This window comes from Stutzerimonas stutzeri (genome assembly GCF_024448955.1).
In the GTDB taxonomy this organism is placed as follows: domain Bacteria; phylum Pseudomonadota; class Gammaproteobacteria; order Pseudomonadales; family Pseudomonadaceae; genus Stutzerimonas; species Stutzerimonas stutzeri_AQ.
In genome coordinates this window covers 98,187-112,205 of sequence record NZ_JAMOIH010000008.1, presented here as the reverse complement: position 1 = coordinate 112,205, position 14,019 = coordinate 98,187, and the positions used below count along the sequence as shown (strand labels likewise).

10 protein-coding genes and 3 tRNA genes are annotated in these 14,019 nt (G+C 59.1%); 1 reads left to right on the top strand and 12 read right to left on the bottom strand.

Translation table 11 applies throughout. From position 1 onward, the window contains the following. Positions 1-14 precede the first annotated feature (14 nt). From NA645_RS10635 to NA645_RS10610, 6 genes are all read right to left on the bottom strand, one after another. On the bottom strand, positions 15-911 hold the full coding sequence (locus tag NA645_RS10635) for a SctD/MshK family protein (protein WP_256048769.1): 897 nt from the start codon (positions 909-911) through the stop codon (positions 15-17). 107 nt (positions 912-1,018) lie between these two features. Beyond that, the gene (locus tag NA645_RS10630) at positions 1,019-1,180 is read right to left on the bottom strand and encodes a hypothetical protein (protein ID WP_177330795.1); all 162 of its coding nucleotides are present in this window, start codon (positions 1,178-1,180) and stop codon (positions 1,019-1,021) included. A gap of 361 nt (positions 1,181-1,541) precedes the next feature. Continuing rightward, on the bottom strand, positions 1,542-5,243 hold the full coding sequence (locus tag NA645_RS10625; RefSeq protein WP_256048768.1) for a hypothetical protein: 3,702 nt from the start codon (positions 5,241-5,243) through the stop codon (positions 1,542-1,544). 1,056 nt (positions 5,244-6,299) lie between these two features. Then, positions 6,300-6,384, bottom strand: a tRNA-Leu gene (locus NA645_RS10620). 46 nt (positions 6,385-6,430) lie between these two features. After that, a tRNA-His gene (locus NA645_RS10615) sits at positions 6,431-6,506 on the bottom strand. Between the two features lie 33 nt (positions 6,507-6,539). Beyond that, a tRNA-Arg gene (locus tag NA645_RS10610) sits at positions 6,540-6,616 on the bottom strand. A 271-nt stretch (positions 6,617-6,887) separates the two neighbouring features. Here NA645_RS10610 and folD point away from each other — a divergent pair. After that, positions 6,888-7,742 carry a bifunctional methylenetetrahydrofolate dehydrogenase/methenyltetrahydrofolate cyclohydrolase FolD gene (gene folD / locus NA645_RS10605; protein WP_256048767.1) on the top strand — a complete coding sequence of 285 codons (855 nt, stop codon included), beginning with the start codon at positions 6,888-6,890 and terminating at the stop codon, positions 7,740-7,742. A gap of 133 nt (positions 7,743-7,875) precedes the next feature. On the opposite strand, the gene NA645_RS10600 is transcribed toward folD, so the two are convergent. From NA645_RS10600 to NA645_RS10575, 6 genes are read right to left on the bottom strand one after another with little or no spacing between them, the layout of a single operon-like run. Next, positions 7,876-9,609, bottom strand: coding sequence for an ABC transporter substrate-binding protein (locus tag NA645_RS10600; RefSeq protein WP_256048766.1), 1,734 nt, complete (start codon positions 9,607-9,609; stop codon positions 7,876-7,878). Positions 9,610-9,651: 42 nt separating this feature from the next. Next, a complete protein-coding gene (locus tag NA645_RS10595) occupies positions 9,652-9,924 on the bottom strand; it encodes a DUF2160 domain-containing protein (protein ID WP_256048765.1) in 273 nt (90 codons plus the stop codon). 11 nt (positions 9,925-9,935) lie between these two features. Continuing rightward, positions 9,936-10,736 (bottom strand): carbohydrate ABC transporter permease, encoded by an 801-nt coding sequence (locus NA645_RS10590; protein WP_256048764.1) that lies wholly within the window; start codon positions 10,734-10,736, stop codon positions 9,936-9,938. A gap of 14 nt (positions 10,737-10,750) precedes the next feature. Further along, entirely contained in the window at positions 10,751-11,614 is an 864-nt protein-coding gene (locus NA645_RS10585) for a carbohydrate ABC transporter permease (protein WP_256048763.1), read from the bottom strand. Then, complete coding sequence (locus NA645_RS10580) at positions 11,611-12,708, bottom strand: ABC transporter ATP-binding protein (RefSeq protein ID WP_256048762.1); 1,098 nt, start codon at positions 12,706-12,708, stop codon at positions 11,611-11,613. Before NA645_RS10580 ends, NA645_RS10585 begins: the two co-directional genes overlap by 4 nt. Before the next feature lie 10 nt (positions 12,709-12,718). Then, the gene (locus NA645_RS10575) at positions 12,719-13,801 is read right to left on the bottom strand and encodes an ABC transporter ATP-binding protein (RefSeq protein ID WP_256048761.1); all 1,083 of its coding nucleotides are present in this window, start codon (positions 13,799-13,801) and stop codon (positions 12,719-12,721) included. Positions 13,802-14,019: the final 218 nt, after the last annotated feature.

The window sequence follows — 14,019 nt, the reverse complement described above, 5'->3', positions numbered from 1 at the left end:
TAGCGCTTGTCGGCTCATAGGGTCAGCACGAACTCAGCGCCATCGCGACGCAGCAGCAGGCGCTCGGCTTCGATGTTCGCCAGCACCCAACCACCGTCTACTGCTGCACCCGGGTATAAGCGTTGTCCGTTTTCGCCGATCACGTAGGGGTTTTCCCCTGTCCAGATCGCTTGCACCCGCACACGAGGCGGTTCGATCGGCGCGGCCGGGCTGACCGCACCGTGCAGCAGGTGGCTGTGCCCGTAGGTTTGGTCGAACCAACGCTGGACATCGCGCCACCGTTGCATCCTGTCGGCATCGAGCGCGCCGGTCACCTGCAGGTAGCTGCCCTGAACATCTAGGCGTAGCGCTTGAAGATCCTCGTCTGCCAACCGGGCGCGCAGTTCTTCGATAGGGTCGGCAGACGTTGGGGCAACGCTTATGGATGTTTGGGCGGGCTGCTCTGGCTCTACACGCGACGAAGCGCCACTCATGGCCAGAAACGGAAACAGGCACAACCCGAGACCCGCGACACTTCCGGCTACCACCGCAGCGCGACGATCCAGCCAGCTCCGCAGCGGCGTAGCGATCGCACCAGTGGTACCCGCGCAAATGTGCATCTCCACATCACCGATCCTGAGCGTGACAGGTAGCCGGCCAAGGTACCCGCAGCCCTGCGCGACATTGGTGCCGTCGACATGCAGATCGGCACCAACGGCTTCGACGCGCAACCCCTTGCGCTTGACCAGTTGCAGCGCGAAGTGCTCGGGCGCGATCACGGCGTCACTGAGCACGACATCGCAGGTCAGATCGCTGCCGATCCGACAGCGCTCATCGGTAAGCAGAAATGAGGCACCAGCATGCGCGCCGGCCGAGACCACGAATCGCGGTGGCGTCGGCGCCGAGTGGGTGGTGAGTGTCTGGGCAGTCATTGGATTCGAGCCCCGGAGCGGTGTTCATGGGACGTTCTACTCGCCACATGATGAAGAAAATCGATGTTGAACGGCCGGGCGACGACAGTTCGCCGCCCGGTCGCGAATCAGTTCTGAGGACGCTGTTTGGTGGCGTCGAGCTCAGTCTTCTTCTCGGTGGTGATCTCGGTGATCTTGGCCGATTTTTCGATAGCGGCGTCGAACGCTGCTTCCATTTTGGCGATTGCGGCGTCTGCGCTGGTGGTGCTGGAAGGGGCAACAGTACTCATATCGATGTCTCCTTGAAGGGATAGAAGGACATGCGCAAACCGCGACTGCTCGGCTGCAACCTGCACACTGCTTACGAACAAAGCACCCCGTTGGGCTGCGCTGTCCGTTGCATTTTCAGGATGAAGGCCAAAGGTGACGGGAATATGGCGAAAGGCTTGATGCAGAGCAGTTTATTGACACGCACCTGACAGACGGTAGGGCCGTTTACGGCCCTTCTGGCCAAGCGCCTCCCAGAACTGACGACCGTCGTCATGCACGCGAGCAATCGGCCGTCAGTGCAAAAAAAGCCCGAACGGCCAGGGGCCACTCGGGCTAACTTGGTGCTTCGGTTTCCTTGATCGAGCGAGCCGAACAAATAGATCAACTCGCTACGGTACTTCCCTCATCCATCTGGGTCTGCAAGTTACTTCCGTCCCCGTCGTAGTCCACGTGCGTGATGTAGTCAAAGCCTGGCGATGGCAGATTTCCATCCTCAACGAAGAACTCGTACTCCTCTTCGCGGTACTCGAAGATGCTCTGGTCGTCCGGCGCGTCACGCTGGCCATAGCTGTACATGTACTGGTCAAGAAACTCGAAGCGCTGCAACCCGTCTTCGGTCAACAGGCCCTGCTCATCCAGGTCAGCGAACAATTGCTGCAGGTCATCGCGATGGGCATCCATTCGATCGTTGTGCTTGATGTCCTCGACGATCAAGAACGGTGTCAACGCCACGGTCAGTGCGGCGCCTACCCACAGTAGCGGTGCGGCAATGGCCCGGGCGGCATTGGAGCCCAGAAGCGCCGCCATCTGTGCGCCACCGCCGGCGAAGTTGAATGCTCCCGCGGCCACGGTGATAGCCCCTTGCGCCACTGCAACCTTGTCGTTGCTGGCTAGTCCTGACTTGATCTTCAGTCCCCCAAGCACAAGGTCGGCCACACCGGTAAATGTGTTGGCCCCTGCGTCCATTACCCGAAGAAAGGCCGAAACGCCCCGGGTAGTCGGCGTGCTGCCGTTGAGTCCTGGGTTCTTGGCGAAGCCGTCGCGGAAGCCGGCGTTAAGCTGATCCCACTGATCGGGCGTCAGATCAAGCTTCTTCGCCAGCTTGTCCTTGTCTTCGATGGGTGCGGCATCAACGGCGGTGCTGAAGTCCGTGAGAATCTTATGCAAATCGCCTTCGACCAGACCCATGTTCCGGCCGGCACCGCCTGGCACGTCCTTTCCAAATATCTGCGGCAAGGACTTGTCGAGCCCCAACATTTGATTGACGTGAGTGCCACGGACGCTGTCGACGATATTGCTGCCCAGATTGACGAAGTGCTGCCCTGCGCCCAACACGCTGACGAAGTCCTTGGCGATGGCCAGTCGCTCCTCTGGCGTGTCCGCCAGCGTGCCGCCCTTGCCCGCGATCTGATAGATGCCAGAGGCCAGCGAAATCAGACCGCCTGCCGAGCCGAGCACGCCGTTGCTATTGAGCTCGGTGATGGTCTTCAACATGCTGCCGTGGGCACCCTCGCCCAACGTCTTGTAGATGTCCTTGCCCATGACCTTATCGATATCGGCCGCGGTCACGGTCCCGTTTTTGGCAAAGGTCGCGCCCAGCTCCTTCAGGGCCTCACCGAACGCTTTGGCGGTCTGCTTGTTGCCCAGAAACTCCTGGACGAAGCGCTCGGTTTCCACAGTACGGCGGGTCATGTCGACGCCGCCTTTTTTTAATGCAGCCAGCAGCGTCTTGATGGTGTCCTGGGTCGCAAGCACCGTGTTTTCGTCATTGATTCCGGAGGGATCGGCGAGCAGCTTGTCCAAGTCCATGGTCGTTGCATCGATCATCATGTGCTGCGAAAACTGTGCGGCCTTGTCCGGATCGAAGGCAGCAAGCGATGCGTAGGTCTTGCCGATATCGGCTTCAGCCAGATCAGCCTTGCCGCCTTCCTTCAGATCGGCAATGTAGCGCGAGTACTCCTCGGAGAAGGCCATCTTCTCAAGCTTGTCGAGTACCGCGTCTTTGTCCGGCAGCGCGTCAAGAGCCTTGCCCTGTTGGGCCTGGAAATCTTTTTGCACAATGCTGGAGCCGAACAGCTCGGCCGTTTGCTCATCAACCTTGGCTCGATCGATGATCGAGGCGAAGTCCTCGCCGTTGACCTTGGACGTGCTCTGACCCATCGACATGTCCAGCGTCACCATGTCCAGGCCATTCTCGCTGGCAGCCTGGGCGCGCAACGCGTTGTACAGCTTGGCGCGGTCGTCGTCCTTGCCGATGCTGCCGTTGTCGATGCCGGTCTTCCATTCGCTGATCAGGTTCTGCCAGGTCAGCTCGCCTACGGTCAATTTGCGGTTCTTGTCATTCGGATCGACAGTCGTGGTTTCCAGGTTGGCCACATCCGTTTCGGAATCCAAAGGCAGACCGGCGCTCTTGCGTTCGAACTCCAGTTTGCTGTCTTCGGTAGCCTCAGGTCCCTTGAGGCTTGAGAAACCGTACTTACCGAAGTCCTGGAGGCGGCCTGCTTCGGTGCCATTCCTCGCCTCGCCATCCTTGGTGATGCCGTCAATGCTGCCATTGCCCACATCGCTTCCAGACAAAAGCTTTCCGTCACTGTCATGTGTTTCGATAAATTCGAGTACTTGCGACGCCCTGAACGCGGCGTCGGCATCCGTCTCGAAATCGCCGACCTGGTCTTTCAGCATGTCCTTGATGCCGCTCTGGTTCCCGAGATTCTTGAGCAGTGGATCGCCATTGATGATGTCTTGTGCCGAGCGATCATCGCTGTCGGGTCGCTCCCACACGATGCCGAGCTTTTCCGCCTGTTCGCGAGCGTCCTTGTCATTGGCGGCCGACGCCGGGTCCTTGAGTTCGCCTTTGAGGTGGGAGAAGCCGAACTTGCCGAAGTCCTGAAGACGCCCGGCCTCCGTGCCGTTCTTCGCTTCGCCGCTCTTCGTGAAGCCATCGACACTCCCATTGCCGACATCTTTCCCCGCGATCTTCTGGCCTGAACTGTCCATCGTCTCGATATGCTCGAGAACCTGAGCCGCTCGGTAAGCGGCATCGGCATCCTTCTCGAAGTCGCCAACCTGCTCCTTGAGCATGTCTTTGACACCGCTCTGGTTCCCAAGGTTTTTCAGCAACGGGCTGTCGTCGATGATGTCCCGGGCAGAGCGCTCATCACCTTCGGGACGTTCCCATTTGATACCCAGCTTCTCGGCCATTTCGCGTGATTGTTTGTCATCCGCTGCAGCGGACACCTGATTGAGCTCCCCCTTGAGGTGAGAGAATCCATACTTCCCAAAATCCTGTAGACGTCCGGCCTCGGTGTTCGCCCTCGCCTCGCCGCTCTTGGTGAAGCCATTGATGCTGCCGTTGCCGATGTCACCGCTGATGATGCGGTTACCGTCGCCATCAAGCTTCTCGACATGTTCCAGTACCTGAGCGGCTCGGTAAGCGGCATCGGCATCGTTTTCGAAATCGCCGACCCGCTCTTTGAGCATGCCTTTGATGCCGCTCTGGTTACCTAGATTCTTGAGCAGGGGATTGTCATCGATGATGTCTTGCGCTGAGCGGTCATCCCCGTCTGGACGTTCCCATTGGATGCCGGCGGCCTCGGCCTGCTCTCGGGCTTCGGTGTCGTCGCCAACAGTGCTGACATCGTTGAGCTCACCCTTGAGGTGGGTGAAGCCATATTTTCCGAAGTCCTGCAGTCGACCCGCTTCGGTGGCATGTCTCGCTTCGCCGCTGCTAGTGAACCCGTCTACTCTGCCGTTATCCACATCGTTGCTGGCGATACGGTTGCCGCTTTCGTCGAACTTCTCGATATGCTCCAGGACCTGCGCGGCCCGGTACGCCGCATCGGCATCCTTCTCGAAATCGCCGACGCGCTCTTTCAACTTGTCCTTCACGCCGCTCTGGTTTCCCAGATTTTTCAGCAGCGGCGTATCGTCGATAATCTCTTGTGCTGAGCGTTTGTCGTCTGCTGGACGCTCCCAATTTATGCCTGCTTCCTTGGCCCCCTCAGCCGCCTGTTCCCACGCTCTGGTGGAATCCGAGTCCGTTCTGGGGTTGTCGCCTGCGTTACTAGTCGCTTTGACGGTCATTGTCTATTCCTTTCTCGAAGCACCAGAAAAAGTACAGTGACTACATGAGCTTACGTGGGCCGGGCGCAATACTCGCTACTGGCTGGATCGGATGATGTAAACACCGCCCATGAGAACCCTCATGAATGAAAATTCAATGACAGCCACCCCATCGAGCAGCGCACTGCATTTCAACGGGACCTGACGTGATTAGCGATAACGCTTCGGCAGACCAGACGCAGCACGAATCCTCTCGCGAGCGGTGCGATGTGTTTCGTAACGACAGGGCCTCCTGATCCGCATCGGACGGCGATGTCCGGGCCGCTGCCTGACAGCCATAACGCCAGCAAGCCATCCAACGGTGCGGTGAACCTCTGCAAGACCGATCGATACCGGCCTCTTCCAAGCTCCGCCGACCTGCGGTAAACGGGCCGCCCCCAGGAGTAGGGGCGCATGTCTTCGACCAGGCAATTGCGCTTGTGCAATCGTCCAGGGATATCTATGCCGGGAAGACGAGCGATGCTTATCGAAGCATGGGCGCGCCGTTTAGCGGGATCACCGCGGCGGCACCGCCAATCGTTCAACTCAGCACGGGCAGTTGACTCAGAGACAAGGTATCTAGGTGGCCAGCGCTACCGTATTCTGCGCCGTGCGCAACGACACTTGGGCTGACCAGGAATTACGGGCACCTATCGCTGAAATGCCGGAAAGCCTTGCACACCTCGATACGGCCATCGGCGTGAATGGCTATGCACAACTTGCGCCCCGCCCGCCTTGGCACAATAGCGGTAGCGGCGGGCGAGTGAGCTTGCCAATTTGGTATTCGAACCCTTTGTCGACTCCGGCTCTATCGTATAGTCCTTGCGCACCGGCTTTGCCTGTCTCACAGGGTGTCTGAAAGCGCCATGTGTCCAAAAACCTCGGTCACATTCGTTTGGGACACATTTTAGTACACCCTGATCCGCGCTGGCACGGTAGCTACTAAAAGAAGCTGATAATCAACAGGCACAAAAAAGCCCCTATTACGGGGCTTTCAGGGATTTCCGATTCCTCCAGAGAGGTCTCGAAATCATGTGATGGTGCGGACGGAGAGACTCGAACTCTCACACCTTGCGGCGCCAGAACCTAAATCTGGTGTGTCTACCAATTTCACCACGTCCGCAGTCTTTCAAACAAAAACGCCAGGCTACGCCTGGCGTTTCGGAATATGGGGTGGACGATGGGGTTCGAACCCACGACCGCAGGAGCCACAATCCTGTGCTCTACCAACTGAGCTACGCCCACCATATTGCATTGCTTGTGCCAGAGCCCAGAAACTGGCGCACCCGGCAGGACTCGAACCTGCGACCATCCGCTTAGAAGGCGGATGCTCTATCCAACTGAGCTACGGGCGCTTTTATCTGCAATCTATTCGGAGCGCAGACTTCAAGCTCCGGCTAATGGAGAATTTACCTCCAAAAGCCGTCTTACCCAGCAGCAAGCTGTGCTCGACAAGCGGGGCGAATCTTAATGGCCTGTCCGCAGGCCGTCAACAGCTAAACCGAAAAAATTTCAGGCAGGTAAAGGAGTTACGGATAGGGAATACCGCATCGCCTTTGCCGGACGGTGTCACCGTGAGAGAATGTGCGTCCTTTTCCAATCCTTCTCGATGGTTAATCACGCGTCATGACCGCAAAACTGATCGACGGTAAACAGATTGCTGCCAATATCCGCCTGCAGATCGCCGGCCGAGTGGCCGAGCGCTCCCAGCAGGGCCTCAGAGTTCCGGGGCTGGCAGTGATCCTCGTGGGTTCGGACCCGGCCTCGCAGGTATATGTCGCGCACAAGCGCAAGGACTGCGAGGAAGTGGGATTCAAGTCCACTGCCCACGATCTGCCGGCGACCACCAGCCAGGGCGAACTTCTGGAGCTTATCGATCAGCTCAATGACGATCCGCTTATCGACGGAATTCTCGTGCAGTTGCCGTTGCCCAAGCACCTGGACGCTTCGCAGCTGCTCGAGCGCATTCGACCTGACAAGGATGTGGATGGCTTCCACCCCTATAACATCGGCCGCCTCGCGCAGCGCATGCCCCTACTCCGCCCCTGCACACCGAAGGGCATCATGGCGTTGCTGGAGAGCACCGGTGTCGACCTGCACGGCCTCAACGCAGTGGTTGTAGGCGCGTCCAACATCGTCGGTCGCCCCATGGCGCTGGAATTATTGCTCGCGGGCTGCACGACCACCGTCACGCACCGCTTCACCCATGACCTGGCCGAGCACGTCAAACGTGCCGACCTGATCGTGGTCGCGACGGGGATCACCGGCTTGGTAAAAGGCGAATGGATCAAGGAAGGCGCCATCGTCATCGATGTCGGCATCAATCGGCAGGCCGACGGCAAGCTGGTCGGGGATGTCGAATTCGACGTGGCGGTACAGCGTGCCAGCTGGATTACACCCGTGCCCGGCGGAGTTGGCCCCATGACTCGCGCCTGCCTTCTGGAAAACACGCTGCATGCGGCGGAGCATTTGCACGGCTAACCCACGCCAGCTCATCAGAGCAGCCGTCATCGCAGGACGGTCTTCACAAGACGGGCGACCCGACCTCTCCGCTCAAACGGCACCCTCGGGTGCCGTTTGATTGTCGCTTCCTACCGCTATCGGTGGTTTAACGTTACTGGTTCCAGGATTTGATCAGCTCTTCATAACTGACGGTCTGCCCCTGGGGCTTTTCATTTTCTAGTTTGGGTTTCGGCGAGCCAGGCTGGCTAAGCCAGTATTCGGGGTCGCGCGGTTCGTTCATCTTAGGCCCGCACTTCGGCTGTACGTTGGCACGTTCCAGCCGGGCCATCATGGTGTCCTGTGCCTCGGCAAGGCCGTCCAGCGCTTCCTGAGGCGTCTTGTCACCGCTGGCAGCTTCGGCGATGTATTGCCACCAGAGCTGAGCCAGACGTGGGTAATCCGGTACGTTGGTTCCGGTTGGCGTCCACTGCACGCGTGCCGGGCTACGGTAGAACTCCACCAGGCCGCCCAGCTTGGGTGCCGCTTCGGTCATGGCGTCGGAGTTGATGTCGGATTCCCGGATCGGCGTCAGCCCGACCAAGGTCTTTTTCAGCGACACGGTCTTCGACACGGTGAACTGCGCGTACAGCCATGCGGCCAAACGACGCTTTTCGGGTGTCGATTCAAGGAAGGTCCAGGCGCCAGCATCCTGATACCCGAGCTTCATCCCCTCTTCCCAGTAAGGCCCCTTCGGCGATGGCGCCATCCGCCATTTTGGCGTGCCATCTTCGTTGACCACGGGCAGGCCGGGCTTGGTCATGTCCGCAGTGAAGGCGGTGTACCAGAATATCTGCTGCGCAATGTTGCCTTGTGCTGGTACCGGTCCGGACTCGGAGAAGGTCATACCCTGGGCTTCCGGCGGTGCGTACTCGCGCATCCAGTCGACGTATTTCTGCGTCGCGTAGACCGCAGCCGGCCCGTTGGTGGCGCCGCCGCGAGCGACGCTCGAGCCGACCGGATGGCAATCCTCGACACGGATGCCCCACTCGTCCACTGGCAAGCCGTTCGGGAGCCCTTTATCACCGGCGCCCGCCATGGAGAACCAGGCATCGGTGAAGCGCCAGCCCAGCGACGGATCCTTCTTGCCATAGTCCATGTGGCCATAGACGCGCTGCCCATCGATCTCTTTGACGTGTTTGCTGAAGAATTCGGCGATGTCTTCATAGGCGGACCAGTTCACCGGCACGCCGAGCTCGTAGCCATAGCGCTCCTTGAATTGCTTTTTCAGATCGTCCCGCTCGAACCAGTCGGCACGAAACCAATAAAGGTTGGCGAATTGCTGAACGGGCAGCTGGTAGATCTTGCCGTCCGGGCCGGTGGTGAACGAGATACCGATGAAGTCGTCGAGGTCGAGGGTCGGCGAGGTGTAATCCTTGGCTTCGCCTTCGATCATGTCGCTGATGGCGACTGCTTTTCCATAGCGAAAATGCGTGCCGATCAGGTCGGAATCGTTGATATAGCCGTCATAGATGTTCTTACCAGACTGCATTTGCGTCTGCAGCTTCTCCACGACATCGCCTTCCTGCATCAAGTCGTGTCGCAGGCGGATCCCGGTAATCTCACTGAACGCCTTCGCCAGGGTCTTGGACTCGTATTCGTGCGTGGTAATGGTCTCCGACGCGACGTTGATCTCCATTCCTCGGAACGGCTCGGCGGCCTTGATAAACCATCGCAGCTCTTCCATCTGTTGTTCGGGCGACAGGGTCGAGGGATTGAATTCCGACTCGATCCATTTCTTCGCCGCCTCCTCCTGGGCATCGCCCCATGCCGTACCTGCAGTACCGGACAACGTCAGCAGGGCCGCGAGCGCCATGCAATGTCGGGTGTTGTTTTTATTCTCGAACATAAACACCTCCTTTGGGTTTTTCGGAGGGATGGGCCGCGCGGCTCAACCCCAGCGCATCACTGCAAACAACCAGACGAGAGATAGCGCGGACGCTATCCAGATGCTCCAGTCGGTCAGCCCTATCAGCAGAAGATGCCAATAGGCGCTGCCCAGAAGCCCGATGAACAACCGATCGCCCCGCGTGGTAACGATGGGCAGAAAACCTTTGCGCGCAACGCAAGGCCGCCTCAGTTCCCAGACGCTCATCAATGTCAGGGTCAGGCCGATCACGGCAAAAAATACGGCGGTCGGCGTGGTCCAGGCCATCCAGTTCATGCGTGACTCTCCTATACCCTGCCGAGGGCGAAGCCCTTGGCGACGTGATTGCGGACGAACCAGATCACCAGCATCCCCGGCAGGATCGTCAGCACCCCGGCAGCCGCCAGCACGCCCCAGTCGATACCGGAAGCCGAGACGGTGCGCGTCATCACCGAGACAATGGGTTTGGCATCCACCGAGGTCAGCGTGCGGGCCAGCAGCAGTTCGACCCAGGAAAACATGAAGCAGAAGAACGCCGTCACACCGATGCCGGGGCCAATCAGCGGGACGAAAATCTTCACGAAGAATTTGGGAAAGCTGTAGCCATCGATGTAGGCGGTTTCGTCTATCTCTTTGGGCACGCCCGACATGAAGCCCTCGAGAATCCATACCGCGAGCGGCACGTTGAACAGACAGTGCGCCAGGGCCACCGCAATATGCGTATCGAACAACCCGATCGACGAATACAGCTGAAAGAACGGCAGCAGAAAGACCGCCGGCGGCGCCATGCGATTGGTCAGCAGCCAGAAGAACAGGTGTTTGTCGCCGAGGAAACGAAAGCGGGAAAAGGCATAGGCCGCCGGCAACGCCACGGTGAGTGAAATGACCGTGTTCAGGCAAACGTAGTACAGCGAATTGATGTAGCCGCTGTACCAGCTGCGGTCGGTGAAGATCACGCGGTAGTTGTCCAGTGTGAACGCCCGAGGCCAAAGCGTCAGGCCGCCCAATATCTCGGTGTTGCTCTTGAACGACATGTTGATCAGCCAGTAGATCGGCACCATCAGAAAGACGATGTAGAGGATCAATACCGCTCGCTTGCGCAGATGCATTCAGTCGGTCCTCGTCATTTCTGGTCGCCGTGCGTCATGGCGGTATAGAACAGCCAGGACACCAACAGGATGATCAGGAAGTAGATCAGCGAGAACGCCGCCGCCGGACCCAGGTCGAACTGCCCCACCGCCATCTTGGTGAGCGTCTGGCTGAGAAAGGTGGTGGCGTTGCCCGGCCCGCCACCGGTGAGTACGAAGGGTTCGGTGTAGATCATGAAGCTGTCCATGAAGCGCAGCATCACGGCGATCAAGAGCACGCTCTTGAGCTTGGGCAGCTGGATGTGGCGGAACACCGCCCATGCCGAGGCGCGGTCGATTCGCGCCGCCTGGTAATAAACGTCGGGGATTGCGCGCAACCCGGAGTAGCAGAGCAAGGCCACCAGGGAGGTCCAGTGCCAGACATCCATGATCAGCACCGTGACCCATGCATCCCGGGTGTTCGATGCGTAGTTGTAGCTGATGCCCAGCTCATTGAGCACGTAGCCAAGCAGTCCGATATCCGCACGCCCGAAGATCTGCCAGATCGTCCCGACCACGTTCCATGGAATCAGCAACGGAATCGCCATCAGAATCAGGCACAGCGAGGCCCAGCGACCACGAGTCGGCATCGTCAGCGCGACCGCGATGCCCAGCGGGATTTCGATCAGCAGCACGCTGCCGGAAAAAACGAACTGCCGCAGTAGCGAGTCATGCAGGCGAGGATCGTGAAGGATCTGGCGATACCAGTCCGCGCCGACGAAGAACCGGGTCGAGGAATCGAAGATGTCCTGAACCGAATAATTCACCACAGTCATCATCGGCAGGATGGCGCTGAAAGCCACCAGCAAAAACACCGGCAATACCAGCCACCAGGCACGGTTATCCTGGATTTTCGTCATGGCCTAGCCTCCACAAGCCGGTCGTCGGCATAGAGCATCAGCCACTGAGCGGGGAAGCTCACCCAAGCCTGCCCTTTCGGGATGGGATGATCTTCCGGTAGGCGCGCCTTGAGCAGGTGCTCCTGCAGGCGAAGCGTTAGGATCTTGTAGGTGCCCAGATCTTCCACTCGCACCACCTCGGCTTGCATTCCGCCAGCAGTCGCCTCCCCTGTCACCTGAACGAACTCCGGACGAATACCGAGTTGCAGGCGACTCGCCGCAAGGTCGGGCAAACGCGCCGCCAAACCGCTGGCAAGCGGCAGATGCAAATCACCGAAACCAACGCCGCCCTCCTCGGCACGTACGTCGATCAGATTCATTCCCGGACTGCCGACGAAGAATCCGACGAAGGTGTGCTGGGGCCGTTCGAACAGCTCCCGCGGCGTGCCAAACTGAACGATCTGCCCGCCGTGCATCACGGCAATCTTGTCGGCAAAGGTCGAGGCCTCCAACTGATCGTGGGTGACGTAGATCATGGTGATGTTGAATTGCTCATGGATCTGCTTGAGCTTGCGACGCAGCTTCCATTTCAGGTGCGGATCGATGACCGTCAGCGGCTCGTCGAAAAGAATCGCCGATACGTCGTCCCGTACCAGGCCACGCCCCATGGAGACCTTTTGTTTCTCGTCGGCGGTGAGGTTGCGCGCCTTGCGCTTGAGCAGAGGATGTAGATCCAGAACCTCGGCGATTTCGTGCACCTTGCTGGTCACGCGCGCCTCCGAAACGCCCTGATTGCGCAGCGGAAAGGCGAGGTTATCGAATACCGTCATGGTGTCGTAGACGACCGGAAACTGGAAAACCTGGGCGATGTTGCGCTGCTCGGGCGTCATCCTGTTCACCTCGCGCGCGTCGAACAGCACTTGCCCCTCGGATGGGCTGAGCAAGCCGGAGATGATGTTGAGTAACGTCGACTTGCCGCAGCCGGACGGCCCCAACAGCGCGTAGGCACCGCCCTGCTCCCACACATGGTCCATCTCGCGAATCGCATAGTCCGCCGCACCTTGCGGCTGCGAGCTATAGCTGTGGGCAAGGTTCTGCAATCGAATCTCCGCCATGTGTGCTCCTTCAGACGCGTCGGACCGGTGCCTGAGCCAGCTCGCCGGCAGCATCGAACACGAACAACTTGTGGGTTGGGATGTACACGCGAATCGGCGAATCCACCGGATAGTCATGTACGCCCTGCAGGTGCAGAACCAGACTGAGGTGCTCATTGCGCACATGAAGGAAGCTTTCCGAACCGCTGATTTCAGCCAGCTCGACTGTGCCGGATACTTCCAGGTCGTCATCGTTGGACGGCACCAGGCCGATATGGCTGGGCCGGATGCCGAAGCGGTAATCGCCCTCGCTCAGAGTTCGCAGGTCCGCATTGAGCGGGAAATGCATGCAGTCCTGAAAGCTGACCTCGTTGGCGGCGATACGCCCAGGCAACAAGTTTATCGGAGGTTCGGAGAACAATTCGGCGCTGAGCATCCGGCTTGGCCGGTGATAGACCTCCGCCGTAGGGCCGCTCTGGATGACTCGCCCTTCATGCAGGACAGTCGCCGTTCCGCCCAGCGCCAGCGCTTCGTTGGGCTCGGTGGTGGCATAAACGGCAATGCTGCGGCGCGTCTTGAACAGTTCGCGCATTTCCTGCCGCAGTTCTTCGCGCAGCTTATAGTCGAGATTGACTAACGGCTCGTCGAACAAGATCAGATCCGCGTCCTTGACTAGCGCCCGGGCCATCGCGGTGCGCTGCTGCTGGCCGCCGGAAAGTTCCAACGGATACCGCTGCAGGAAATTTTCGATGTGCAGCATCTCGGCGGTTTCACGAACCTTTCGCTCGATCTCTGCCTTGCCGGCGCCGGCCTGCCGCAACGGCGAGGCGATGTTCTCGAACACGCTCAGCGTTGGGTAGTTGATGAACTGCTGGTAAACCATCGACACGTTCCGCTTGCGGACCGGCACGCCGGTGACGTCGGCGCCGTTCATCAGGATGCGTCCGCTGCTCGGCTTGTCGAGCCCCGCCATGAGCCGCATCAGCGAGGTCTTGCCCGACAGTGTTCGCCCGATCAGCACGTTGAACGAGCCCGGTTCGAAATTCAGGCAGGCATCGGCGATGTGCACGTGGCCATCGACGGTCTTGCTGACGTGTTCCAGCGTGAGGGACATGCTGCATCCTTCTAATTGTTGTGAAGGATACGGAGCGATATCCGTGCCAACGCCGCACAAGGCTCTAGGTCGGGACTGAGGTGGCAGTGCTGTTTTCTCAAGTGTTCAAACTGAACATTTTTGAACATTGACAGCGCGTAGAAATGAACAAAACTGTTCAAGATTCGCGCTACGGCAGTAGCGAATAACAATAAGAATTTGCGTCGTCAGAGGGCAAC

Coding starts and splice junctions, on each gene's coding strand:
- NA645_RS10590 (WP_256048764.1), bottom strand. CDS start 10,736: ATGCATCTGCGCAAGCGAGCGGTATTGATCCTCTACATCGTCTTTCTG.
- NA645_RS10635 (WP_256048769.1), bottom strand. CDS start 911: ATGACTGCCCAGACACTCACCACCCACTCGGCGCCGACGCCACCGCGA.
- NA645_RS10575 (WP_256048761.1), bottom strand. CDS start 13,801: ATGTCCCTCACGCTGGAACACGTCAGCAAGACCGTCGATGGCCACGTG.
- NA645_RS10630 (WP_177330795.1), bottom strand. CDS start 1,180: ATGAGTACTGTTGCCCCTTCCAGCACCACCAGCGCAGACGCCGCAATC.
- NA645_RS10585 (WP_256048763.1), bottom strand. CDS start 11,614: ATGACGAAAATCCAGGATAACCGTGCCTGGTGGCTGGTATTGCCGGTG.
- NA645_RS10600 (WP_256048766.1), bottom strand. CDS start 9,609: ATGTTCGAGAATAAAAACAACACCCGACATTGCATGGCGCTCGCGGCC.
- NA645_RS10625 (WP_256048768.1), bottom strand. CDS start 5,243: ATGACCGTCAAAGCGACTAGTAACGCAGGCGACAACCCCAGAACGGAC.
- NA645_RS10580 (WP_256048762.1), bottom strand. CDS start 12,708: ATGGCGGAGATTCGATTGCAGAACCTTGCCCACAGCTATAGCTCGCAG.
- folD (WP_256048767.1), top strand. CDS start 6,888: ATGACCGCAAAACTGATCGACGGTAAACAGATTGCTGCCAATATCCGC.
- NA645_RS10595 (WP_256048765.1), bottom strand. CDS start 9,924: ATGAACTGGATGGCCTGGACCACGCCGACCGCCGTATTTTTTGCCGTG.